This window comes from Cloacibacterium sp. DMC96 (genome assembly GCF_056313765.1).
In genome coordinates this window covers 642,330-668,226 of sequence record NZ_JBQUZQ010000001.1, presented here as the reverse complement: position 1 = coordinate 668,226, position 25,897 = coordinate 642,330, and the positions used below count along the sequence as shown (strand labels likewise).

Genomic DNA, 25,897 nt, shown 5'->3' with positions numbered 1-25,897 from the left:
GAATTTTTAATTTTCAACAAAATTTTTCAAAGCTTTGTTTAGGATTTCGTCCCAACCGTTTTGGAAATTTTCTTTCTTAAAATCAGCGCCAAGATGATCAAAGTTTTCTAAACCTTTGTGTGTAAGAGTAACCAGCGTTCCGTTGCTTTCTGGTTGAAGTTCCCATTTTACTAACGTTTTATCATGGGTGTAATCAGGATATGTCCAAGAATGTTTTAATTTTTTCTGAGGAATAATCTCTACGATTTCGCAGTGATGGTGTAATTTTTTATCTTTTCCTTCAAAGAAATTAAAAGCGGCATGCTCTTTCAATTCGAAGTCTGGTATATTAAAATACCATTCTTTCATCTGTTCTCTATTCGTAATCGCATCCCAAACTTTTTCTATTGGTGCGTTTACTTTTACGCTGATTTTAACATTATCGTGCATAGCGTTATCATTTTTAAGATTGAACAATTATTTATACTCGAATTTACAAAAAATATCTTGATTAATGTTGCTGAATTTTATCAGGGTCATCATAGTTCACCATCCATTGAATACCAAACCTGTCTTCCCACATTCCGAAATATGCTCCCCAAAAAGTATCTTGTAATGGCATCGTTACATTTCCTCCTTCTGAAAGTCCGTTAAATAATTTTTCTGCTTCAGCTCTAGATTGTGCATTGAGTGAAATTGCAAAATTATTTCCTTTGGTATTCTTATGAATTCCTGGCATAGAATCGCTTCCCATCAAAACAGTTTCTGTAGAAATAGGAAGTGTAACGTGCATGATTCTGTTTTTATGTTCTTCAGAAAGTGGTGGCATTCCTTCTTGTGGAGGCATTTCGCCGAATCTGTTCCACATAGGAATTTCTCCTCCTAAAACCGATTGATAAAACGTGAATGCCGCTTCGCATTCTCCATCAAAAGTAAGATAAATGTTTGCTGTAGCCATAGTATTAATATTTGTAGATTGGGTTTAAAAAATTATTAAAATAGAATTTACTTTCCCTTTTTTATCTATGTTGGTCTATTAAAATAGAATTTCCGTCAGGGTCTGTTAAGACGATGTATTCAGGTCCTTTTGTGGTTTCATTTGCCTCTCTGTCAACTTTCACTCCCTTTTCTTTCAATTTTTTCTGAATTTCTCTTACATCAGTAAAAGGATTAACTTCTGATGATGATTGGTCCCAACCTGGATTAAAAGTAAGCGTATTCTCTTCTATATATCCTTGGAAAAGCCCAATAACTGTACTTCCGTTTTTTAGAACAATCCAATTCTGGTCAATATTTCCAGCTTTGTAAGTGAAACCCAGTTTTTCGTAAAATTCAACAGACTTTTTAATATCTTTTACTTTAAGACTTATTGAAAATGCTCCTAATTCCATATTATTTTGATTTGAAGTATTATTTTCTTGAGCAAAAGCTAATTGCGAAAGCAACAGAAAACTAAATAATATTTTTTTCATGTTTAAACTCCAAATTGCTCTAAATGGTGATTGAGATGTTTCGCAAACATATTATTCCAACCTTGAGCCGTCATTTTCCCGAAATTAATGTTTTCTTTTCCTTCGAAAGCTTCTCTTCCCAATTGTTGCACACGCTGAATATTTCCAATTAATTTGGCTTTTTCTTCTTCAAAGTTTCTTTCATCTGCAATGATAAAAACTGGACTTGTTGGCAAACTCTGTTTATAAGGAATTTCGTTGGTGATTTTAGGTTTTACAAATTTCGAAAGTAAAAATTTAGCAATAAAATTAGGCTTTGGAAATTTTTCAGGCGTAAAAGTTAGGTCATAGGCTACATTTAAATGTGCTAAAACTTGGTCTACACTCATTTTACCCCATTTTCTTTGGGTTTCTGGTGTTAAATTATTGATTCTATTGATGTACTCTTGCGCATCTTTTGCATCAAAAACGTTTTGCATGGATTTTATTTTTAAAGAATCTCAAAGTTAATTGAAATTTCTAAAACGCCTACCAAAAGAATCTTAAAAATATGATAAAATTTAGAAAACAAAAATCGTTTTTGACCTTAAATATCACTTCTGATGCGGCTTAAAGTCTCTTGGGAAATACCTAAATATGAGGCAATCATTCCGAGTGGAGCTCTGAGAATGATATTAGGATTTTCTTCTAAAAGTTGAATGTACTTTTCTTTTGCCGTCATATATTGCAGCGAAGAAATTCTGTGAGACATCTCTATCATTAAGTTTCCTAGAATATATCTGCTGAAATTTGCCGCAGTAAGCGAAACCGAACATAATTCCTCTAATTTATTGAAATTACAAGTGGTAATTATCGATTTTTCTAAAGTTTCTATGTTATTTCGAGTAGGTTGGTTCTTAAAGAGGGTATCAATATTAGCGGTAATCTTTCCTTCAGAATAAAAATTGGTAGTGATATCTTTTCCGTTTTCGTAGTAAAACATTCTTAGCAAACCTTCATCTACAAAGAAAACAGTATGATTGTATTGATTCTGCTTGCTCAATATTTCACCTTTTTCAAAGACTTTCGTTTCACATTCTTCATTTAAAAAACGCTCTATTTCTGCATCTACCTTAATGTGCTTATTAAGTTCTTGAATTAATTTCATGAAAACTAAATTTCTGGCAAAATTACACAAAAAAGGCGTTTCAGTAAACTGAAACGCCTTCGAATAAACATTAATAAAAAAACTATATGGATTAAACGAACCTCTGGTCGTCATAATCTTCAGAGAGATGATATTCTTTGAACAGCATTTTGATTTTGATTTTCAATGCAATCCAGCCTAAAAGGAAATAAACCCAACCTAAAATAAATAAGTGCCAGAAATATTTTTTGGTTAAAAAATCTGAACCTTTTTCTACAACCATAATTTTCAAAGCTTCTAAATATGGTGTTAAAGGAATAATTTTAGTGAAATAAGTAATGAAATCTGGCATCGCATAATTTGGCCAAGTAAATCCACTAATGATGAACGCAGGAGAAGCAATTACCATTAAAATCTGAGTTGCTTTGAGCGCATCTGGAACTAAAATACTTACCAAAACGCCTAAATTGGTTGCTGCTACTACAAAAATTGCAGTTATCAAAAAGAAATTCATAGCGTTTTCAGGAGCTGGAATTTTAAAATACAAGCTACACAAGTAAAAGAATAAAATATTTAAATTGGAAAAAATCCAAACGGGTAAACATTTAATCGCCATTACCAAAATTGCATATTTGTGTTTCCCTGCAAAATCTTTTATGAAAGAATCTCTTTTAAATTCCTCGGAAAAAGTAACTGCCATTGCCAAAAGAATGACTTGCTGTAAAACCACAGCCATCATTGCTGGCCACATGAAAATTAAGTAATTACTCGTGGTATTAAAAAGTGTAATATAATTGGCTTTATAAGGTTCTATATTGGCTTTTGCTTGGTCTGCATTCATTCCTTTTTTCTGCAAAGCTTTCATTTCTGCACCTGCTGAAAAAGTTCCCAAGGTTAATTGAATCGCTTTTGAAGCAAAATTAGCGGTCAACACATTCGAAGTATTGAGATAAACGTTAATTTCTGGATATTTCTTTTGCAGCATATTCGCCTCAAAACGCTCAGGAATAATCACTACTGCTCCTGCTTCTGTTTTGATGACCTCATCTTTCAAAATCGCTGGTTCTTCTACATAATTTAGCACTTTCAGCGTTTGATTATCATCTAACATGTCAACAATTTGATTAGACAAAGGAGTTTGGTCATGATTAATTACAATCACTGGAATGTCTGTCACTTTTCCCTTTTCGTAGGTAAAACCTAATAAAAGCGCATAGAAAATGGGTGCAATAAAAAATACAGAAAGTATGGTCTTGTTCGTGAAGAACAAATGAAACTCTCTTTTTAAAAGGTATCTTAACTGTTTCATTTTTGTAAATTTTTAAGTCAAGATTATTTTAAAGTTACGCTAGAATTCACCAAAATATTATTCACTTTTGCTCTGTCTGTAGGAATTACTTTAATTTCGTAAACCGCATCTTCTGGTTGATAATCTGGGAAAGCTGTGGTAATATCAGCATATTTTGTCAATTGTTTGATAGAAACTATTTTCCCCGAAAACTCTTGATTTCCGTAAGTAGATTTCATATTCACGGTCATTCCTTTTTGATATTTAGAAATTTTACTTTCTGGAATGGTAAAACGGAAATAAGTAGAGTTCGGAATATAGCCGTTAAATAACGCATAACCAGCAGTTGCTAACTCGCCAACATTCAGAGAAATGGTTTCTATTTCCATATCATTGGTTGCGATAATATATCTTTCAGAATAGGCAACATTAGCTTCTTGAAGAACGCCTCTCGCTTGATTTTCTTGACCAATTGCCATTTCTATTTTTTCTAATCTTGTACCGATTTCTACATCGTGCAATTCTGCATTTACTGCATCATATTGAGCTTTTGCGCCTTGTAATTTTGCGAAAGCCTCATCATAATTTTGTGGAGAAAGCAAACTGTCTTTGTACATGTTTTGTGCTCTTTTAAAAGATTTTTGAGCATATTCATATTGTTCTGCTAAACCTTTTTGTTTGGCTTTTAACTGACGAAGTTGGTCTGCAGTTGCGCCGTTTTTTGCCATTTGTGCTTGTGCAGTTGCTGCAGCAGTTGCTCCTTTTGCTTGAGCAATTTTCGCTGTAACTTCGGGCACGTCTAACATTGCGAGTGTATCTCCTGCTTTTACCGTTTGTCCTTCTTCTACATAAATTTTTAAAATTCTACCGGTAACTTTTGGTGCAAAAGAAACAATTTCTTTTTTAGTTTTTCCTTCGGTTAATTGTTGTGGAGTTTCGTTTTTACAAGCTCCAAGAGAAAGTAAGGTTACTAAAAATAAAGATTTTACAATATAGTTTTTCATTGGATTAAAATATTTAATTGATTAATGTTTATCGTTTTATAGTTTTTCTAAGTTTAAATTTTGAGTAGATTTCATCAGTTCTACCGCTGCTCTTCTTTGGTTGAAAACAGCAGTTTGATATTCTAATTCTGCGTTTTCTAAATCGTTTTCTGCTTCTATCAATTGAGTAGATTTAATCAAACCATATCTGAATTCTTTTTCGGCTTGTGTCATTGCATTTTTAGCAATTTGTTTCGCCTTAGCTTTTAAGTCGACTTGCGCATTTGCGATGTTATAATTGGTTTGATTATTGGCTAAATTGAGTTGTAATTTTCTTTCGGCATCAGATTTTTTACTTTCTAAAATCTCTCTTTCTATTTTTGCTTTTTCTACTTCATATTTTCCTTCATTCCCATCAAAAACATCCCATTTAAAACCAATTCCCGCTTGAAAAATCGGCAATAAATTAAGATTGGTCAAGTCATAATCTAACTTTGCACCAGTTCCCGGCATTAATTCTTTAGATGAAGAAAGATTGGTATTATAAAATCCCATATAAGAAAGCGATGTCATGGCTTGAACCTTAGGAATCCACCACGTTTTTTCTGCTTTTATTTTGGCATCAATGGCTTTAATCCCAAAATCCAAAGCTTTCAATTCTGCTCTATTTTCGATGGTTTCATTGGTAATCAAATAATCTATTTTTTCTAAATCAGGATGGATGAGAGCAATTCTCTCTTTGTCAATTCCCGTTAAAACATTGAGTTGCGTAATCAGCAACTCTTTTTTGCCTTCGTATTCTACCATTTTAGAATCCAAAGTAGCTTGTGCCAATTCTATTTTTTTGTAATCATAAGGAGTGATTAAGCCATAACCTAAAGCTTTTTCTGCTGTTTTTTTATTGGCATCGAGACGTTTTTTGCTTTCATCTAAAACTTTTTTAGATTCTATTACAAGTGCAAATTGATCATAAGCTTTAGAAATTTGAGTAATGACTTCGTCTTGATTTTTGACTTGTAAAGCTTGAGTCGCATTATTTTTCTCGGTCAAAGCTTGTTTAAGATATTTTACTTTTCCGCCAGAATAAAGAAGCGCTTTTGCTTCAACTTTTGCGGCTGCATCAAAACCCGACAAAGTAAAATTATTGTCAAAAGTTCCTTCTGGAAAAACCGCACCCGGAAAAATAGGTTTAATCGCAGGAATGGCAATTTCTGGTGAAAGGAATTTTGCCGTAGCATTTAAATATTCACCTTTTCCTGAAATTTCAACTTTGGGTAAGAAAATGTCTTTTAATTTTTGTTGGTCTAATCCATTTGCTTTAGACTCTAAGTTTTGTTGTTCTATGGCAGCATCTTTACTCATCGCTGCCTCTACCAATTCCTTGAATGAAGGAGCAGTTTGCGCAGAGAAGGACAAAGGAAAGCCCATCATTGCTGTAAAAATTAATGTTTTATAGTTTTTCATTTTTAATGTTTGTTTACAGATGCAAAGTTGCGACGATTGAAAAAATATTCCTTTGACATTTGTCAAAAAATAAAATCGCCCACAAAAAATTTGTGGGCGTTTTCATTTTCAATTTTCAACTTTCAATTATTCTTGAATCGAAACTTTCGTTCCTTGTGTATGGGCGTTCATTTGCGGAGCATAATAGTTCTGCATCGTGGTAATTCCGTTGCTGAACGTTCCCGCTGCATTACAAATATAATCATACTCAAAAACGTATTTTCCTTTCGGCATATATTCTATGTAGAAATTGGAAGAAGCATCTTTGGTGACTTGATAATAGCCCAAATTATTCTTCCATTGATAGCCAGAAAGTACGTCAACTGGTTCAAAACCTGCCGCTCTCATATCTTTCAGATGAATAAATTCCATATTTCTATCGGTGTTCAGAATCATTCTTACCGTTACTTTATCCCCGATTTTAAGAGGAGCATTTCCCGTAATTTTCTGCAATTCTTCACCATTTACGGTTTTCACTTTTTTGTACAATTCTTTGGTAATAGAAATATAACTTTCCGAAGATTTTATCTTATCTAAATCTTCATAATATTGCCAGAATAAACCACCTTGAACAATTCCAGCTCCTGGTTTTGTAATGGTTACTGTAGCTAAATTTTTATCTATTTTATCTGAATTTACCGCTGATTTCACATAACCAGTTGCTTTTGTATCAGGATTTACCAAATCTTTTCCTCCCCAAATTATGGTGGCTTTATCAGATTCAGCGGACGTCCAAGATTTTCCAGAATTGAGAATCGTGTAAATCACTTCGGCAGTACTTCTAGAAGTATCCCAATTGGAAACTTCTTTCTGCGTAATCAGCCAAATTTTCATTTCTTCTACAAAATTTTGGTCGGTAGTCAATTTATTGAAAGCTTCCAAAGCACCAGCGTGATTTACGGTTTTTGAGGAATACCAACCCCAATCGTTGAGATTTTGTTTCCAATAAACACCTTGCGTTTCGCTTTGTACGGAAGTTTCTTTAAGATAAATCATCAATTTTTTAGAAACGTCTTTCAATTGATACGCATCAAAAAGTAACGCAGCCCTATGTAAACCAAAGAAAGTGAAGTCAGTAATTTTAGCTGTTTTAGCTTTTGAAATGACTAAATCTTTCATTTTCTTGACATCACCTTTTAGTGGATATTCTTTTTCCCAATAATGACGAGTGTCCAGATAATCCAGCGCATAATTACTCCAAACATTGCTTCGACTACGCTCAGCAACCGCCTTTACATCGAAATATCTGCTCACTTCATTATCCACAAATTTCACCAAATTCGCCACCATTTCTTTTTGTTCAGAAGATTGATAATCTGCCAAATTTCCTTTCAACCATTCATTAATTCTGCCTAAATTTTTCAAAATATACAATGAATTGTAGTAAGAACTTGGATAACCAGCGTACCAAGAAAAACCTCCATCAGGATTTTGCAGTTTTTTCAATTCGCTCCAATCATCATTGATGGAATTTCTCATATTATTGGCATCAAATAAACGAGCCAGTTTCTGCATTTGTTCGGTTTCGTTTTTAGAATCTAAAACCCAAGGTGTTTCTTCTAGCAATAATTGTTTCAATTCTTGGTTTTTCTCCAAATTTGAATTGAGCAAACCTTTGGCTTGATATTCATCAAAAACGGTTTTCATTTTCGGGTTGGCTTTAAAAATTTCAGACGCCAAAACATCGGCAAACCATTTATTGAAAACCACATCAGCAGAAAGATTATTGTCATTTTTAAGACTTGGCAACGCAAAAATCACTTCCCAAATTGGATTGGTCGTCAATTCTAAAGTATTGGAAACATTGGTTGCCGTTTTAGATTGATTATTTTTCAAATTCTCTAAAACAAAGGTCTTGGTTTGTCCTTCTTTCACAAAAACCGGAACTGCATCTGTTACCAACATTCTGTTTGGAAGAACCGCTATTGCTTTTTGTTCGCCATCAGAAAATTTTCCTTGTCCACTGAGCGAAGTCGAAGTGGCAACATTTTTAATGATAATAGAAGAAACACCATTCGGAACTTTTACATTCCATTGAACGGTTGTGCTTCCATTTGCATTGAGTGTAAATGATTGTTCTACGTTGTAACCAGCAGCTGCATTTAACTGGTTAATTCCAAATTTTTCAGTAATATCTTCATTGGTGAAAGCGTCTAATATTTGTAATTGTGCAAAACCGTTGAATTGCGAATTCGTTAAGTTGCTCAATTTTGATTTGAAAACCAATTCATCACCTTCTCTCAAAAATCTAGGATAATTTGGTGTTACTGAAAATTCTTTTTGCGTAACCACCGTTTTTTCTAAAGTGGCAACTTGCGCATCTTTGGTATGAGCTAGAAACATCAATTTCCATTGTGTAAGAGCTTCTGGAGATGTAAATTCAAACGATACATTTCCGTTTTTATCCGTCATTAAATTTGGATAGAAAAATGCGGTTTCGTTCAGATTCTGACGAACTTTTATATTTTCTAAATTTTCTTTTTTCCTTCCATATGCTACTGTTACTACTTCTTCAATATTCTTAGTTTTTACTGAATCTGTTACAGCTTCTGCCTTCATTGAAGCCATTCCTCTAATTTTTATTTCTTTATTTGCACCAGGAACCGCTGAAGAAACCTGAAGTCCAGGAGTTCTTCCTTGCAATTTATCGGTTATTATTGAACCATCAAACCAATCAAAATCCGGTCTATTAACACCGAAATTATTAAAATATTTCAGTCTTTTATTGTAATATTTTTGGTCTAAACTTTCATTGATGCCGTATTGAGAAATCCAGTAAGGTTTGCTGTAAAGACTTTGCCAAGAATAAGTATTTACCGCAAATTGGTCTAAAGATTTATCATACATATTTGCTAGAACTTCGGCAGTTACTTTTTCTTTGGCATCGCCAGAAATTTTCACACTCCATTTTTCTTTGGAATTCGGTTGTAATTTATCTCTAAACGTTACCAATTCTATTTTCAAAGGCTTTTTATCCGAAGAAATTTTTACATCTTGCGAAACAGTTTGCACATCATTGAAAGCAATCATTTGAAACTGAACATTCAGATTTTCTATGCTAATATCTTTCGGAAGTGGAACTTCGTAAACTAAAATTCCGTTTTTAATCGGCAATTGCTCAAACTGTGTTTTCCCATCACCGTTTTGAACATATACATTGACCATAGCATCTGGAATGGCTGAATAAACGTAGAATTTCGCCTTTTCAGTTCTGTTGTATTCAGATTTTACAGGAATTACTTTTAAGAAAGGCTTTTGATTTTCAGAAAGTTTAACTTTGTCAAAAACTTCAAAAATTTTCTCGGTTTTAATGGTATCTTTTCCTTCGATGTTAAAGAGTTCGAGTTTATATTTTCCAGTCGGAAGTTTCCCTATTTCAAAGTCAGTTGCAGTTCCTTGCTGATTAATTAGTTCAGAATTAACACTTGTCATTCTAATAATTTTAGAATCTGGAGTTTTTTCAAAAATTACTTTTTCTATTCTATTTTCTTTCTCAGATTTATCAAAATAATCATGAGGGAATTTTTGCACAAAAACTTCTTTGCTAAAGAAAGGGGCATTCTGAATTTCATTTTCAAAATTGGTTCTAAAGACTCTTTCTTGAGGTGATAATTTTGACAATTTTGCGGTGTAACTTTTCTTTAAAATCTGGTCGTTGTAATTTTTAGTTTCAACTTTCACATTAACATTTTCATCCGTAAAATAATTTTCTTTAGCATCTGAAAGTGAAATATAATGCGAAACCGAAGCCACTTTTAGATTGGTTTGGTCAGATTGCGTTTCACCATTAATATCCGTAACAGAAGCATTAATTTGATAATTATCAATCTGTATTCCTTCTAAAGTTTCATCTTTTTTGAGGTCAATTTTTATGGTAAATTCACCTTTATCATTAGTTTTTACTTCGCCAAGAATTGAGTTCTCGTTATCATTTCCACGAGGATACCACCAGAAATATCTCCAACGAATATTCTGTTTTTTGATTTCATAATTTACGGTAGCATTACTGAGCGGAACTCCCGAAAACATCATCGCTTTTCCTTGCAATTCAATGGTTTGTCCGTACTGATATTCTTGTTTTACCGGTTCAAAACTCACTTCAAATTTCGGACGTTTATATTCCTCCACTCTGAAACTTTTATAGCCATCCATCACATAATCTGTGACTTCATCATCGTCATTATCAACTTCTATAGAAAATTGTCCGTTCAGTTTTCCTTGCGGAAGCGTAAAACTTCCGTTCACAGAACCAAATTCATTGGTCGTTAAAGTTTGCGTAGAAATTTCTTCGCCATTTGTATCTTTCAAAGTGATATTCAACTTCACTTTTGGCGTTACTTTCTCTTTGTTGGTTTCACTGCTAAAAGCGGTTCCAATCACTTTAAAATAAACAGTTTGTCCAGGTCTGTAAATCGCTCTGTCTAAGAAAATTTGCGCTTGTTCTACTTCATTTCTAGTGTTAAAAGAGGTATCATACTGATTGCCATAGACTTGCAAAAGATTCACATCATTGGTAGAAGGTTGACGCACCAAAACATAGCGATAATAGCGTTTTTTATCATTTTCTGGAATTTTGAAACCAGCTTTAGCATCTGTAACTCCCGCAGATTTTTCTATATTTTGTTGAGCAACATATTCATAAAACTCTAAGTTTTCTTTTGGCAAAATTTTCCCATTATTTCTGAGCACCAATTGCAATTCGTTTTCGAAAATTTGTTGGTCTGATTTATTCTTAAAAATAATTCTAGAATTAGTGGCAATAAAGTAAAAATGGTCTTGAACATTGCCATCTACCAAATATTCTCCCACGTAAATTCCCGAAGGAAGTGGCGCAATTTCCAGCGACGTTTTATGAGAAGCGTAATCTTTGAAATTTTTCAAAGGAAAAGTTTCTTTTTTTACCAAAGTTTTCTTGAGTTGAGAAAAATAATCTTTGTTCCAAGAATTATAAATATACTTCAAAAAGCCTTGATAATCAGATTTCACTTCATAGATATTGAACGAAAACTGTGAAGTATTTTTGTATTCTGCAATCAAATGAATCGGTTGATTCGGCAAAGTGGACGTTTCAAATTTTATATTGACAAAAGGCTGTTTGATTTGATTTTCCTGATTTTTGATGTTTTCTAAAAATTTAGATTTCGGATTGGCTTTTTTCACTTTTTCAATCCAAGAAAGCGCTTCATCAAATTTTTGTTCTCCTTGAAGACTGGAAATAATTTCTTGAGCGATTAAAACTTTATAATCGCCTTCTGTTGCAGAATTATAAAGAGAAATTAATTGTTCTTGTTTGTTTTTACAGTTGGTAAAAGCACAATCGTCATTCAGTTTTTGATGCTTGAAGTACAATTGCGCATTTCCAGAATTTTTAGCAATCAACGCATCATAAATTCCTAAAATTTTAGGCTGATTTTCTTTCAGTTCATTTTTAGTAAAATAATAATTACTTTGAAGATAATCAACATATTGCATTGATTTATAATCAAAGAAACTAGGAAAATAAACGATATCTTCTACTTCATCAAAAATCTCTGCATATTTTGAAATCGTGATTTTTTGTAACGCTGCATCTTGCTTAGAAATTTCAGAAAAATGTTGGGCAAAATAATTTTTAAAATCTAATTTGCTCCAAGTTTCGATTTGAGAAAAATCTTGCTTTTCGCCAGTATTTACACTCGTTCTTTGGTTAATTTTCCATTGATTTTCATCGTAATAATCTTGAAAAAAGTCTCCCAACAATACTTGAAAAACCAATTTTTGTTCGCCTTTTAATTTTTGGTCAAAAGATTGTAATTTTTTGAAAAATTGAGAAGCGGTATCATTTTGAGTATCATCTTCGGTAAGGTCTATCACGCTTAATTCCGCTTTCAAAGATTTAATCAATTGAATAGCATTGTCTTCTGAAATTGCACGTTTCTGAATGTCTAAAATGAGCGGAAGATTAGATTTATAAGTTCCTTTCTTATAGTTTTCAGAAATTTTCTTCCATTGTTGGTCATAGTATTTTTGAGCTTTCATAGGAGTAATATTCCAAATAAGGAATAGTAAAATGAAGATTTGGGTTAGTTTTTTCATAATCAAAAAAGATTTTTATTGCATTAGAATAAAATGTCACGAAAAATCAAAAATAGATTCTTCATTTCGCTTTGCTTCATTCAGAATGACAAAGTGTTTTTATATTTGCTTAATGAACGTTATAAATTTACTAAAAAATATTCTACTAAAATCGCAGATTTATGTTTCTCTGTGCGCAACGCTATTAGGAGTTTTCATCTTGCAAGAGCAAGAATCTTACCAAAACTCTTTAGCATTCATCCTTTTCCTTACATTTTGGAACGGATATTATTTTACTGTTTATCACAAAAGAAAATTTGCAAAAATTTGGAATATTTTAGGATTTGTTCTTATCAGTTCCATTCTTTTGAAATATTTTGACCTGAATTTTTATTTGAAATGGCTGATTGTTTTAATTCTTGGTTTTATTTACAACGCAGATTTTTTGAACATTAATCTTCGACAATTTTCTTTGGTCAAAACTTTTTATGTGGGATTTATTTGGGCGCTGAGTTTGGTCTGGTTTCCTCTGAAAGAGATGAATTGGGCGTGGTTTTTTATTATTTTTTTCTATACTTCTGCCATTACTTTTCCATTTGAAATTAGAGATTTAAAAAGAGATGATTTTACGACTTTACCTATGAAAATCGGCATTCAAAACACCAAATATTTGAGTTATATTTTTTTATGTTTGAGTTCAGTTTTGACAATATATTTTATGAAATTTGAATTTGCAATTTCGCTGTTCTTAACCTTTACCTTTGCCTCTATCTTAATTTATTTTTCTCATCAAAAACGTGAAGATTGGTATTATTCTTTTTTAATGGAAAGTTTGAGCTTAATCCCGTTTTTAATTCTCGTTTTATTGAAGTAATTTTGCTACATGATCATCAAAAATCTGAAAATATTCAATTTCAAAAATCACAGTGAAAAATCATTCGATTTTTCGCCAGAAATCAATTGTTTCGTGGGAAATAACGGCGCTGGAAAAACCAATATTCTGGATGCACTTCATTATCTTTCGATGGCAAAAAGTTTTCTGGGAAATCTTGATGCTCAAAACATTTTACACGAAAGTGATTTTTTTGCGATAGAAGCAGAAATTCAAGGAGAAGAAAAAAATGACATCATCAAAGTGCAATTGCCCAAAGAAGGTAAAAAAATCATTAAAAAAAATGATAAAACCTACGAAAGAATTGCCGACCACATTGGTTTTTTGCCCAGTGTGATGATTTCTCCTTATGATGCAAACCTTATTTCTGACGGCAGCGAAAGCAGAAGGAAATTTCTAGATGCGATGATTTCTCAGACCGATTCTGATTATCTTTTTGCTTTGATTCAATACCAAAAAACGCTTCAACAAAGAAATGCATTGCTCAAATATTTTGCTAAAAACAGAACTTTCGACCTCGATTCTCTAGAAATATACAACGAACCTTTGACCAAATTTGGAACTCAAATTTTTGAAAAAAGACAACGTTTTGTAGCCTCTATTTTGCCAACAATTCAACATTTCTATGAGATTATTTCAAAAGGAAACGAAAAAGTTACCGTGATTTATGAAAGTAATTTGAATGAACAAAATTTCGAAGAAATCTTAAGCGAAAACCTCGAAAAAGACAGGGTTCTCACTTATACTTCACGAGGAATCCATAAGGATGATTTGCGCTTCGAAATGAACGAAAATTTGATTAAAAAATTCGGAAGTCAAGGTCAACAAAAATCCTTCCTCATCGCTCTGAAATTGGCTCAAATCAAAAGAATTAAAGACATCACAAATAAAAATCCTATTCTTCTTTTGGATGATATTTTTGATAAATTAGATGACAATAGAGTTTCTCAGTTGATAGAATTGGTGAACCAGCAGAATTTTGGACAGATTTTCATTACAGACACACACAGAGAACGAACAGAATCTGTGGTGAAAAGGATTAATGAGGAAAGTAAGATTTTTCAAATCTGATGTTAGATACTAGATTCTAAATAAAAGAAAATAACTAAACCATGAAACATTTAAAACTCTTATTATTTTTAGTTTTCACAATAATATTTTCAAGTTGTATCGAAGTTAATTCAGAAAATCCAAAAGAAATTTTTGAATTATGGACAGGTTCTGAGCTTCCAAAAGACATAAAACTAGTAAACGGAAAATATTGGGAATCGGCACATTGGAGTAAAGAATACGAAGTATATGCTGAAATAAAATCTTCAGAAACTTGGTGGAACGATTTTAAAAATAACAATCAGTTAGAAGATTTCAAATCCTCTTTAAACAATGATATTGAAGAAAAATTCTTTAAAAATAAAAACGAAGAAATTATAAAACAGCCTCATTGGTTTAAACCTGATAAATCTTCAGAAATTTATATAAAAGGCAGTTCAGAGTTTTTTTGGAACCCAAAAACAAACACTATTTTCATTCACGAAATTCAATTGTAATTTCAATAGATTGTTCGCTGCGCTCAAAATGACACAAAATAGAATCTCCTAACACTAACATGAAAAAGAAAAGAGAATATCAAAGTTCTGAATTGGTGAAAAGTTTTGCCAAGTTGTATGGTTTTGAGGATAAATTATTGGCTTTACAAGTCAAGGATTTTTTAAAAAGCTATTTAGATGAGGCTTTTTTCAAAGAAATAGAAAGTGTAAATCTGAATGAAAAAATTCTAGAAATCAGAATAAAATCTCCACTTTTCAGAAATGATTTTAGAATGAAAAAGTCATTTTTTCTCAAGAAATTTCAAGAAGAATTTGGCGCCGACCAATTTATGGATGTGTATGTTTTGTAGTGTCTGAAATTAATTTTTTGGCTCTTTCGTCTAACACAGAACGAATTGGGAAAAAGAAAATCAGCGGATTTTTGAAGAAATATTTAATGATACTTCGGTTAAGGTTTCTCACCTCACCAAAGTTCACTTTTCTAGAACGGAATGCTAGAAACATAGACAATCCAAAGCTTACAATAAAGTTTAAGAATCCAATTAAAAACACCGTTACAAAAGCAATGATAAACGTTTGGTTATCGATTGAAAATTCTTTTCCGTACAATCCTAATGCAAAATTTCCTGCCGCAAAAGTAATGTGACGAATATCTAAATCCAGTCCAAAAAACTTACCAATGGTGGCTGTAGAACCTAAGAAAATCCCTAACCAAAGGTTAGACATAATTCCCGCCCAATTATTAGAATAATATTGTGAAAGATTTTCGGCAAAATTTCTTCCGAAAAGGTAATGGATATAAGGATTTTTGGCAATTCTCTCTGGTATTTTATAAAAAACAGAGGTGTTTCCTACATTCCCTGCAATAATCCCCGAAATGAAAAGATAAACTCCCGCTAAAGCGGCATGTAATAAGGCTTTAGAATGAAATGGGTCTAAATCTTTGAGCAGAGTGGAAGATTTTTCAATTGCAAAATTCTGTCCGAAAAGAATTTCTAAACCATAAATAATGGCCAAAGCAATCGGGAAACTCAGCAATACATTTCCTACAAACGCAATGAACTGACTCCTGAATAATTTGGAAACCAAATGGGCAAAATCTAGATAATTTTTAGAATTATTTTTTCCTTCAGAAAGCACTTTAGCCATCGTTGCAGCAGTCATGGCTGGTTGTTTTGTAGCCAGCGTGAAATTCATTAAATAAATCATAATGAAACCCATCGCATAATTAAAAGAGTATAAAAATGCGTGGTAAAATTCACTACCTGGAACATAAGCATATAGCATTTTTATGACACAAAGCGCACCTACTATAATTCCGCCACCACTTGCTTTTTTGAACATTTTAAGATATTCTTTTGGCGAAGTCGTAATGTAATTGGTTCCTGTTTCTGCGGTATGTGTAGTAATGAGATGCGAAAGCAATGTGGTGCTATCATTGAATAAATCTCGGATGTTATTACGGTGAGATTTATAATCTAAAATATTGATAACCAAATTTTTAGACTTTCTTATCACGTCTTTTTCATCATCAATGACTAGAAGTTCTAAAATTTCTGAAATGCGCTGTAATTGTTGACGAATTTTTAGTAAAGACTGATTGGTTTTACCAGAAATTCCGTATTTAGAAGCATTTTTGAACGCTTTGCTGATAAAAGCGAAACATTGTTGAAGATAAATTTTAATTTGCTTATAATGACTGTCTTTAGAGGTAAGAACGATGGCTTGATTCTTTTTGAAATCGCTGATAAGAATGTCTAGCTCATCTTGTAATGCCAAAAATGGATTGTCGAAATTTTTATATTCTGGAGCCATTTTCAGCACATCTACATCTAAAGCGTTTCCAATAGCTCTCCACGCCAAAATATTCATCGAAAAAAGAAGTTCTTTTTTTACTTTTGGCTGTAGAATCATACGGTCGATTTCTAACATTCTGAAAAGTTCATCAGATTCTTGTCTAGAAACTTTTTTGATGAATTTAAAATCAGCATTATCTCTGAAAAAAACGTTTGAGATGACGTTAGAAATATTATTATCATCTTCTACTGGTGGTAGAAATTTTGACAAAATTCTTTTTCTTAATTCCGGAAAAAATGCGTCTTCTGAAAGAATATTGGCTTCGGTAAGAGAAAGGTTAAAAGCTCTTCCCATAAAGACAGTATTGATGTAATACACCAAGTTTTGTCTTATTTCTTCGTGTTCTTTAAGAAAAGTTAAAAACTCAGAGAAATTTTCTTTTTGTAAAGAATGAAAAAGCTCTGTAAGAGGTTTTAAATCACGCGTTTCGTTCTTGATAGAAAAATATTTATCAAGAATCTCTGCTGAACTTTGCGATGTATTGAATTGAAACCTCACGAATTGTCTTTATTTACTCCAAATTTACGTAATTCATTTGTCTCATCACCCAAGAATGTTTTCTAGAAAGATAAGAACTCGGATTTTTCGGGTCATATTTTTTAGGATTTGGAAGACAAACTGCAATCCAAGCTGCTTCTGACTTGGTTAAATCTGCCGAAGATTTCCCAAAGTAGTAGTGACTTGCTGCTTCTACCCCGAAAACACCTTGTCCCATTTCTATGGAATTAAGGTAGCGTTCTAAAATAATGTCTTTGCTCCAAACTTTTTCTATGATAAAGGTGAAAATAGCTTCCAGACCTTTTCTCACATAACTTCTACCGTTCCAAAGGAAGACATTTTTAGCGGTTTGTTGAGAAATGGTACTTCCTCCTTTTAATTTTTTTCCTTTTTGATTATCGGCAAATGCTTTTTGGATGGCTTGAAAATCAAAACCATTATGTCTGTAAAAATTCTGATCTTCGCTAGCAATGACAGCCTTTTTTACGTTTTTTCCCATTTCATCAAAGCTGATGTAATCTCTGTCTAGTTTTTGATATTTCACCAAACCTTCTATTTGCGTAATGGTAATAATAGGATTAAAAAATCTTCCCCAAATAATAGAAAAAATGCTGATGATGGCAATGGTATAAAATAGTTTTTTAATAAATTTCCACATAAAAATGTAATCTATAATAGTTGATTTAAGTTGCAAAAATAACGACTAATTCAGTTTTTTCATATACAATAATGAATCTTTTGGAAAAATCTCTGGATGAAAAATTTTAATATAGTCTTTCAAAACTAAATCTGCTCTCACCACTCCACTTTCGAAATAATCATTGGCAGAGCCTTTTTCTCTACCAGAAATCGTGTAAATATCGCCTTTTTGGTAGACTTTCATCTTCGCATAATTAGGATTGATTTGGAGTAAATCTTTCTTGTTTTTATGATTTCCTACATTTACCCAAAATTCTGCGTTTTCGGCTCTAGAAAAGACTTCTTCGAAACTTTTCGGGGTAGATTTAGATTCAGAATTATCTCCAAAAATATATTGGGCATTTGCATCCTTGATAAAATGTGCGATTTGAGAGTTTCCACCTGCTACAAACCATTGATTTCCGTAGATTTCATTGGTTAAAACTTGCGATTTATTCATAGATTTTGCTGCTAAATTCTTATACGAATTATAATTTTTTTCAATTTCTGCATATTTTTCTAATGCTTCTTTTTCTTTACCGAGAAGTTTACCGAAAACATCTATTATTTTTGCTTTTTCTAAAGGTTTCTCTTCTAAATATTCATCAATAAAGATAATTTCTATTCCGTTTTTCTTTAAAACTTCATAAGTATTCTCGAAACTGGCAACATAATTGGTGAAAATAGCATCTGGTTGATACGCGATGATTTTTTCTACGTTGTATTTCTGTTCGTTTCCGATGTTTTGAATTTTATTTTCTTGGATTCTTTTCTGTATTTTCTCTGAAAAAATATATTCTGGACTGGAAACGCCAATAATTTTCTTTTCTTCACCTAATTCTGTAATGTATCCTACCAAACTTGCGTTGAGCAACATAATTTTTTGGTACGGCAATTTAGAATGCGGAATTTTATACTGATGTTTTCCTGATTTTAAGAGTAAAAAATCGCTATTTTCTTTGAACTGAATGTTTTTAGAAATAACAATCGAATCTGTAGACAATTGATAAGTTTCTTTTTTACAAGAAATTACCATCAATAACGCAAAAAAAGCAAAAAAATATGATTTCATTCTTCAAAGAAAGCAAAAAAGCATTATATTTGCAAACCGAATTTCGGCCTCGTGGCGCAACTGAATAGCGCATCTGATTACGGCTCAGAAGGTTACAGGTTTGAATCCTGTCGAGGTCACAAAAATCCCAAGAAATTTCTTGGGATTTTCTTTTTGGAATAAATTCCAATTTTATAAAATCAATCGTTCTTACGGAACTCTATTTTCAAAATATTATCTCTATTTTTGCGTTAACAAATTACTATTTCTTATTACGGATTACTTATGTCTTTAGAAATCAAAAATCTTACAAAAAAATTTGGCGAACAAACAGCGCTTCACAACATCAATTTAGATATTCACAAAAATGAAATCATAGGACTTCTAGGACCGAATGGTGCAGGAAAATCTACCTTGATGAAATCTATTGTGGGTGCTCTAAAAATAGAGGAAGGAGAAATTATTTTTGATGGAAAAAACATTACCGAAAACGAAACAGAAGTAAAGAAAAACATTGGTTTTTTGCCAGAAAATAATCCACTTTATTTGGAAATGTATGTGAAAGAATATTTGCAATTCGTGGCAGATATTCATCAAATTCCTAAAGAAAAAGTAGATGAAATCATAGATTTAGTAGGCATTACTCCCGAAAAATCAAAGAAAATTTCTCAGTTATCGAAAGGATACAAACAGCGTGTTGGCTTAGCTCAAGCGATTCTTCATGCTCCAGATTTATTGATTCTAGATGAACCTACCAATGGTCTTGACCCAAATCAAATTCTAGAAATTAGAAATGTAATTAAAGAAATTGGCAAAGAAAAAACCGTAATTCTCTCTACTCACATTATGCAAGAAGTAGAAGCACTCTGTACTAGAGTGATTTTGATTCATCAAGGAAACATTATTCAAGATGCTGATATTGCAGATTTCAAAGGAAAATTCAATAATTTAGAAGAAGCTTTTGCTCATTATACCAGCGTAAAAATAGAGGACTAATCGTTTTCTATTTTTCTTTTGTGTGCAAATTTCAGCATTTTCACACTCGACTGTCTGAAAAGCAATACACTGATGGAAATTCCGACTGCCAAACAAAACAATAAAGAAGCGGTAAGAACCAAATTGTGAAAAGTATTGTCTAAATCTTGAGGATTTCTGACTAATCCGCTTTCGTCTGTCAATCGAATGAAACCCAACATGGTTTTGTAGGCGTACATTCCGGGAATCATGGTAATACAAGCTGGCATGGTAAAAACAATAGGCGGAGTGTGAACTCTATGCGCCAAAACAATTCCCAATAAACCAATAAGCACTGTTCCGGAAAGTGTAGAAGTTATTAACCCTAAACCAACTCCTTCGTACAAAGTAAAACGCAAAGCGTGACCTAAACCACCTAATAATCCTGCGATTAATAAAACTCTGTTTGGAGTGTTAAACAAACTTCCAAAACCAATGGCTACACAAAATGCGAAGCTAAAATCTTTTATGATCAGTAGAAAAAAATCCATTTTAGTAAAAATTATTAATTCCAAAAATAAGAATGCTCAAAGCCATTCCTGCAGCAATACACAATAAGAGAAATCCAGAATAAAAACCTCTTGCAATAGCTGTTGCAACGTATCCTTCGATTAAATCTATAACGGCATTCACCAATTGAACACCCGGAACCAAATACAGTACTGAAGTAGCCAATGCTTTTTCGGGGAGCGCTCCTATTCCATAAAAAACATTAATGGAAGCAATAAAACTGGTAACAAATGCTCCACCACTAATCGCTAACATTACATTAAATTTTCTTTTTGAAATTTCTTGTCTCGCAAGTATTCCTAGCATAGAAGCAAAAAATGCAAAAGTGGCATCTATAAAATCTCCTTTGGCTAAAATACAAAGAGATGCACAAGCAATTCCTACTCCTAGAACAATTTGAATTCGTTTATGATGAGAAAGTTTTTTAATTTTTTCAAACTCTCTTTTCACATGTTGATAGTTTAAATGATCACTCACTACCTTCCAAGAAAGCAAACTTATTTCGTTGAGAATCCCGAAATGTACACCATGACTTGGTAATCTTTTATAATGAGTAGCGGTTTCCGAAGGGTTGTTTCTCATTTTAGTGGTGAGAATAATTCCATTGAAAGAATAAAAGATTTCTATATCTACCCCGAAAACATCTGCAATACGTTTTATATTTCGGTCTATTCTACCACAATGCGCACCTGCAACCATCAATGTAGAGCCTATATCTAAGAGTAAATCATTATATTTTTCGATTAAAGGTTTCTCTTGCAACATTTCTGATTTCATCTTTAAGTTTTTACTGCGCAAAGTTAGGAATTCCTAAAACGAAAAGATTAAAATTTAAACCTATTTTATATCATAAAAAAACAGTTGCAATTTTCATTGCAACTATTCTGCTAAATCAATAGCGTATTCAAAGAGTTGTTTTTTTTATTATAATGATTTTTATAATGTAATATTAACTACACCATAGTCTATGGTAAGAACTGGTTCATAAAAGGATATCGGCGAGTTATCACCACTTCCTAAATAAAGAATGATACCATGGTCTATGATTTCTTGTGTAACGACTATTGGTGAAAGTACCAATTCGTCTCTTACATAAGGAAAACTACTTGTTTTGGTTTGTCTAAACATCAGATCTTTAATTTTTCTTCCTCCAACATAGGTTCCATTCGCAGTATTTACTACTGCATTCCCTGTATAAGCTACAAAACGAGAAGCATTAGCATTAGAAGTTACTTCTGGATATTTTAATGATATGTTAATGGTAATAGAATATCCTAATAACTGCTGTGGAACATTAATTCTCTTATTAACATTATCCCAAATCACAAAATTGTTTGGAGCACCAGACAATGGATTATTGATAATAATATCATCACCTGGAGCAGAGTAATCGCAATCAAATCGTCTTAGTCCAGGAGAAGGAGGAGCAACTAAAGGTATTGGAACAGGAGTAAATGGAAAAGTATCCATATCATTTAGTACTGCATTAAGTGGTTTAATCACACTATTGTAAATATTTGTGAAATTCACTTGACCTAATCCAGACCATTTGGTACCATCCCAATAATAAATTCCTTTTCCTGTAGTTGTATTGGTATTATAAGCAAGTAAACCCTCTGCAATAGTTGGGGAAATTACGGGTGACTTAAGATTCAAATCTGTAATATTAAAGTAAGGTAAAAGAAAACCTTTATCACTAGAATTGAGATGAAGTACTGAAGATTCATGAGGCTCTGTAGTGTTAATTCCTACCTGTGAGAATGTGAGAATAATGGAAAACACTCCCATTATAAACATGTAGAGTTTTGTTTTCATCTTTGTGTTTTTTGTACCTTAAAGTTACCCTCATTTACTAACAATTAAAATACTACATTCTACGTATTTTCAAAAAAAATTCCCACCAAATAAATTGGCGGGAATTCTCAAAATAAACTATTAAAACAAAACTATGAATAGTGTAATTAAAGCAACTAAGCGTTACTCAAATTATCTTTCAATCTCAATTTTTCTAATTTTTTAGCTCTTCTTCTTATTTTTAGCTTACTCACCAAGTAGAACATTACTGGCACCATAAGCAATGTTAAAAACGTTGCAAAAGTCAGACCAAAAATAATCGTCCAAGCAAGTGGCCCCCAGAACGCTACGTTATCACCACCAATAGAAAGATGTGGATTAAGCGTAGTAAGGAAACTCCAAATATCAAAGTTAAGTCCGATTGCTAATGGAATAAGTCCTAAAACTGCAGTAGTTGCGGTTAATAATACCGGTCTTAATCTCGCTTTACCAGATTCTATAATCACTTCTTTTACTTCTTCAATAGTCAAATCATCATGCGTTTCTACACCTTTTTCAGCGATTTTTTCGTCTAATCTCAGCACGAAGAAGTCCATCAGTACAATACCATTCTTCACTACCACACCAGCAAGAGAAATAATTCCCATCATGGTCATTAAGATTACGAAATCCATCTTAAAGACTGTTAATCCTAAGAACACTCCACTAAAACTCAACAAAATGGTCGTCATAATGATGAATGTTTTAGATAATGAGTTAAACTGGAATACAATAATACCAGTTACCAAACTCATTGCTAAAAATAGCGCCATGAAAAGGAAGTTTTGGTTTTTACCTTGCTCTTCTTGCTCACCAGCAAATTTGAAGGTTACACCATCTGGTAATTGGTAATTCTTCATATCTTGTCTCAGCTTCTGCACAATTTCATTGGCATTAGCATCCTTTGTGATGTTAGAATAGACCATAATGGTTCTGGTATTGTCTTTTCTCTTGATTTTGCTGAAGGTTTTTTCTTCATTAAATCTAGCAAAAGTAGAAATTGGGATTTGCAACAACTGTCCTTTATTATTTTGGAAAGTAATCGGTTGGTTAAATAACGCACTCTGATTTTTACGTTGATCTTCCTGTAATCTTACTGCGATTTGATAATCATCTTTAATGTCCTTGAAAGTAGAAATCTCTTGACCAAACATGGCTCTTCTCAGTGTAATACCAGTATAAGCGGTAGAAACACCCATATTACCTGCAACTTCTCTATCAATGTCAATAATCAACTCTGGAGAATCTTTATTTACGTCTGCCTGAAGTTTTTCAATTCCTGGAATGTTTTTAGAATTGATGAAAGCAATTAATCTCTGAGATTCATCAATCAATTGGTTGTAATCATCACCTTTTAATTCGATAGAAATAGGATAACCAACTGGCGGACCAGAAGCTTGTTGCTCTACGGTAATATTTGCTCCTGCAATTTGAGGAACTGTAGTTCTAATTTCTTCTAAAACTTCTTTGGTATCTACTCCTCTTCTGTCTGCAAACTCCACAAAATTGATGGTAATTTTAGATTTATGAGGCGTTTCTGCTTGTGAACCTGCATCTACTTGCGGATTCACAGCACCTTTTCCTACTTGAGTCACCATACTTTCTATCAAGAAATTTTCTCCAGTTTTTTTGTCTTTAAACTTAGAAATGGTATTCAAGATGCTTTTTTCAATCACTTTTGTGGCTTGATTGGTTTTGCCAATGTCTGTTCCTTGTGGGAAATCCATGTAAACATACATTTGCTTCGGCATAGAATCTGGGAAGAACAATACTTTTGTCCATTTTGTAGCAAAAGAAATTCCCATAATCACGAATGAAGCCACCAATAAACCTACTACATACATTAACGCTTTTTTCGGTTTACCGTCTAACAATTTTCTTAAGAAATCTTGGTATTTCAGCTCTAAATCTGGGAAGAAAGTCTCTTGGAAATGTACAATTTTTCCAAAGAAATAATTTTTGTACAACCAAATCGCTGCAATTGCCAAAACTGAAAGGGTAGCCAAAGCAAAATATGCTTTTCCTACAAAAATTCCTAAAATAAGTCCTAATAAACCTATTCCTCCGAAAATTACGGTGAGTTTTTTATTGGTTTCTGTGGTTAAATTTTCGTCTTTCAACGTCATACTTCCACCAGTCATCGATGCGTTGATAATCATCGCTACAAATAATGATGCTGATAAGGTTACAGAAATTGTAATTGGGAAATATTTCATGAAATTACCCATAATTCCTGGCCAGAATAACATCGGGAAGAAAGCTGCAAGAGTAGTTAATGTAGAAGAAATTACTGGGAAAGCAATTTCGCCAATACCGTATTTAGATGCTAAACTTCTAGAAAGTCCTTTCTCCATATTGGCGTAAACATTATCTACCACCACAATTCCGTCATCTACCAACATTCCTAATCCCATTACCATTGCAAAAAGTACCATGGTATTCAGGGTAATTCCCATCGCATGAAGAATGGCAAATGCAATCAACATAGAAAGTGGAATTGCAGTTCCTACGAAAAGTGAATTTTTCATTCCCATCGAGAAACTTAAAACTCCCATTACCAAAAGAATACCAATAATAATGTGATTGGCTAATTCATTTACCTGATGCTCTACTTGCGTAGATTGGTCTGAAGTAGTGGTAATATTTACATCTTTCGGAATGTAGGTTTCCTTCGCTTTTTCTATTTTTTCGTTGGCTTGTTCTATAGCATCAATCATGTTAGAACCCGAACGTTTTTTCAGGTTAATCATCACTACATCTTGCCCCATTTCTCTAGCGTAAGTTGTTTTTTCTTTTTCTTTAAAGGAAACCGTGGCAATATCTGAAATTTTCACGCCTTCTTTCACCACGAAATCATTGATTTCACTTGGCGAAACCACTTGACCTTTAATTCTTACATTATTTCTATAACCATCTGTAGTAAGGTTCCCTCCAGAAATGGTAATATTCTCGTTTTTAATCGCTCCGATAACGTTATCAAAACTTACTTGAGCAGCATTCATTTTATACAAATCAAGTGCTACTTCTACTTCGTTTTCGTCTACTCCTAAAATTACCGCATCTTTGATTTCTGGAATATCTTCCATGTCATCTTCTAACTGTTCTGCGTATTTTTTGAGGGTTTGTTTCGGATAATTTCCTTTTACGTTAATATTTAGAATCGGAAATTCTTCGGCAATATTTAAGTCAAAAACGGAAGGTTCTACCTTAGAACCACTGTCTAGATTAGGCCAATCTTGACTTCCTTTTGCTTCGTCTACTTTGTCTTTAATTCTCAGTTTTGCTTCTTGAAGCGGTGTTTTATCATCAAATTCTACGATAATTAAACAGTAATCCTGAAATGAATTAGAAGTTACTTTAATCACGCCAGAAACGTTCTTAAATTTATCTTCTAATTTTTTGGTAATCAGTTTCTCTACATCTTCAGCCGAGTTCCCTGGATAAACAGATGAAATGTAAACCTTATTTTCTACTACTTCTGGAAAAGATTCTCTTGGCATAGAAAAATAAGCAACTATACCTAGAACTACGATGATAAAAGTAAGCAAATAAACAGTTACTCTATTATCTACAGCCCAGCTTGAGAAGAAAAATTCTTTTTTATGATTATTATTTGAACTCATATATTTATTT

The 25,897-nt window shown here is 32.7% G+C and carries 21 protein-coding genes and 1 tRNA gene; 6 read left to right on the top strand and 16 right to left on the bottom strand.

The genetic code is table 11. From position 1 onward, the window contains the following. Positions 1-6: 6 nt before the first annotated feature. The 9 genes from ACT53I_RS02905 to ACT53I_RS02865 form a co-directional block, all read right to left on the bottom strand. Positions 7-429, bottom strand: a complete 423-nt coding sequence (locus ACT53I_RS02905) for an SRPBCC family protein (protein WP_476078352.1) — start codon at positions 427-429, stop codon at positions 7-9. A gap of 61 nt (positions 430-490) precedes the next feature. Further along, the gene (locus ACT53I_RS02900; RefSeq protein WP_476078351.1) at positions 491-937 is read right to left on the bottom strand and encodes a VOC family protein; all 447 of its coding nucleotides are present in this window, start codon (positions 935-937) and stop codon (positions 491-493) included. A 61-nt stretch (positions 938-998) separates the two neighbouring features. Next, positions 999-1,451 (bottom strand): VOC family protein, encoded by a 453-nt coding sequence (locus ACT53I_RS02895; protein WP_476078350.1) that lies wholly within the window; start codon positions 1,449-1,451, stop codon positions 999-1,001. Between the two features lie 2 nt (positions 1,452-1,453). After that, positions 1,454-1,909: a DUF1569 domain-containing protein gene (locus tag ACT53I_RS02890; RefSeq protein ID WP_476078349.1), complete on the bottom strand. Its 456-nt coding sequence runs from the start codon at positions 1,907-1,909 to the stop codon at positions 1,454-1,456. A 107-nt stretch (positions 1,910-2,016) separates the two neighbouring features. After that, complete coding sequence (locus ACT53I_RS02885; protein WP_424305924.1) at positions 2,017-2,577, bottom strand: Crp/Fnr family transcriptional regulator; 561 nt, start codon at positions 2,575-2,577, stop codon at positions 2,017-2,019. Positions 2,578-2,668: 91 nt separating this feature from the next. Beyond that, a complete protein-coding gene (locus ACT53I_RS02880) occupies positions 2,669-3,865 on the bottom strand; it encodes an ABC transporter permease (RefSeq protein ID WP_476078348.1) in 1,197 nt (398 codons plus the stop codon). A gap of 23 nt (positions 3,866-3,888) precedes the next feature. Further along, on the bottom strand, positions 3,889-4,848 hold the full coding sequence (locus tag ACT53I_RS02875) for an HlyD family secretion protein (RefSeq protein WP_476078347.1): 960 nt from the start codon (positions 4,846-4,848) through the stop codon (positions 3,889-3,891). Between the two features lie 36 nt (positions 4,849-4,884). Then, positions 4,885-6,291 carry a TolC family protein gene (locus ACT53I_RS02870; protein WP_476078346.1) on the bottom strand — a complete coding sequence of 469 codons (1,407 nt, stop codon included), beginning with the start codon at positions 6,289-6,291 and terminating at the stop codon, positions 4,885-4,887. A gap of 126 nt (positions 6,292-6,417) precedes the next feature. Beyond that, the gene (locus ACT53I_RS02865) at positions 6,418-12,405 is read right to left on the bottom strand and encodes an alpha-2-macroglobulin family protein (RefSeq protein WP_476078345.1); all 5,988 of its coding nucleotides are present in this window, start codon (positions 12,403-12,405) and stop codon (positions 6,418-6,420) included. A 112-nt stretch (positions 12,406-12,517) separates the two neighbouring features. Here ACT53I_RS02865 and ACT53I_RS02860 point away from each other — a divergent pair, with 112 nt between their 5' ends. Genes ACT53I_RS02860 through ACT53I_RS02845 form a run of 4 tightly spaced genes read left to right on the top strand, consistent with a single transcriptional unit; the run spans position 12,518 to position 15,173 of the window. Continuing rightward, on the top strand, positions 12,518-13,258 hold the full coding sequence (locus ACT53I_RS02860) for a UbiA prenyltransferase family protein (protein ID WP_476078344.1): 741 nt from the start codon (positions 12,518-12,520) through the stop codon (positions 13,256-13,258). Positions 13,259-13,267: 9 nt separating this feature from the next. Next, on the top strand, positions 13,268-14,347 hold the full coding sequence (gene recF / locus ACT53I_RS02855; RefSeq protein ID WP_476078343.1) for a DNA replication/repair protein RecF: 1,080 nt from the start codon (positions 13,268-13,270) through the stop codon (positions 14,345-14,347). A 41-nt stretch (positions 14,348-14,388) separates the two neighbouring features. Then, positions 14,389-14,823, top strand: coding sequence for a hypothetical protein (locus tag ACT53I_RS02850; protein WP_476078342.1), 435 nt, complete (start codon positions 14,389-14,391; stop codon positions 14,821-14,823). Between the two features lie 59 nt (positions 14,824-14,882). Then, entirely contained in the window at positions 14,883-15,173 is a 291-nt protein-coding gene (locus ACT53I_RS02845; RefSeq protein ID WP_104792456.1) for a hypothetical protein, read from the top strand. On the opposite strand, the gene ACT53I_RS02840 is transcribed toward ACT53I_RS02845, so the two are convergent. Genes ACT53I_RS02840 through ACT53I_RS02830 form a run of 3 tightly spaced genes read right to left on the bottom strand, consistent with a single transcriptional unit; the run spans position 15,151 to position 18,928 of the window. Further along, positions 15,151-17,178, bottom strand: a complete 2,028-nt coding sequence (locus tag ACT53I_RS02840) for a recombinase (protein WP_476078341.1) — start codon at positions 17,176-17,178, stop codon at positions 15,151-15,153. The genes ACT53I_RS02845 and ACT53I_RS02840 overlap by 23 nt on opposite strands. A gap of 13 nt (positions 17,179-17,191) precedes the next feature. Continuing rightward, complete coding sequence (gene mtgA, locus ACT53I_RS02835) at positions 17,192-17,836, bottom strand: monofunctional biosynthetic peptidoglycan transglycosylase (RefSeq protein ID WP_104792454.1); 645 nt, start codon at positions 17,834-17,836, stop codon at positions 17,192-17,194. Positions 17,837-17,881: 45 nt separating this feature from the next. Next, complete coding sequence (locus ACT53I_RS02830; protein ID WP_476078340.1) at positions 17,882-18,928, bottom strand: ABC transporter substrate-binding protein; 1,047 nt, start codon at positions 18,926-18,928, stop codon at positions 17,882-17,884. 45 nt (positions 18,929-18,973) lie between these two features. Between ACT53I_RS02830 and ACT53I_RS02825 the strand changes: the two genes are divergently transcribed. Both ACT53I_RS02825 and ACT53I_RS02820 read left to right on the top strand, forming a co-directional pair. Beyond that, positions 18,974-19,047: transfer RNA gene (locus ACT53I_RS02825), tRNA-Arg, on the top strand. Positions 19,048-19,192: 145 nt separating this feature from the next. After that, positions 19,193-19,903: an ABC transporter ATP-binding protein gene (locus ACT53I_RS02820; protein WP_476078339.1), complete on the top strand. Its 711-nt coding sequence runs from the start codon at positions 19,193-19,195 to the stop codon at positions 19,901-19,903. Here the strand turns inward: ACT53I_RS02820 and ACT53I_RS02815 are convergent. The 4 genes from ACT53I_RS02815 to ACT53I_RS02800 all read right to left on the bottom strand — a co-directional run bounded on the left by ACT53I_RS02815 (position 19,900) and on the right by ACT53I_RS02800 (position 25,887). Then, on the bottom strand, positions 19,900-20,412 hold the full coding sequence (locus ACT53I_RS02815) for a threonine/serine exporter family protein (RefSeq protein ID WP_104792783.1): 513 nt from the start codon (positions 20,410-20,412) through the stop codon (positions 19,900-19,902). The genes ACT53I_RS02820 and ACT53I_RS02815 overlap by 4 nt on opposite strands. Position 20,413: 1 nt before the next feature. Beyond that, positions 20,414-21,208 (bottom strand): threonine/serine exporter family protein, encoded by a 795-nt coding sequence (locus ACT53I_RS02810; protein ID WP_476078338.1) that lies wholly within the window; start codon positions 21,206-21,208, stop codon positions 20,414-20,416. A gap of 159 nt (positions 21,209-21,367) precedes the next feature. Next, the gene (locus tag ACT53I_RS02805; RefSeq protein WP_476078337.1) at positions 21,368-22,246 is read right to left on the bottom strand and encodes a hypothetical protein; all 879 of its coding nucleotides are present in this window, start codon (positions 22,244-22,246) and stop codon (positions 21,368-21,370) included. A 155-nt stretch (positions 22,247-22,401) separates the two neighbouring features. After that, positions 22,402-25,887: an efflux RND transporter permease subunit gene (locus ACT53I_RS02800; RefSeq protein ID WP_476078336.1), complete on the bottom strand. Its 3,486-nt coding sequence runs from the start codon at positions 25,885-25,887 to the stop codon at positions 22,402-22,404. Positions 25,888-25,897: the final 10 nt, after the last annotated feature.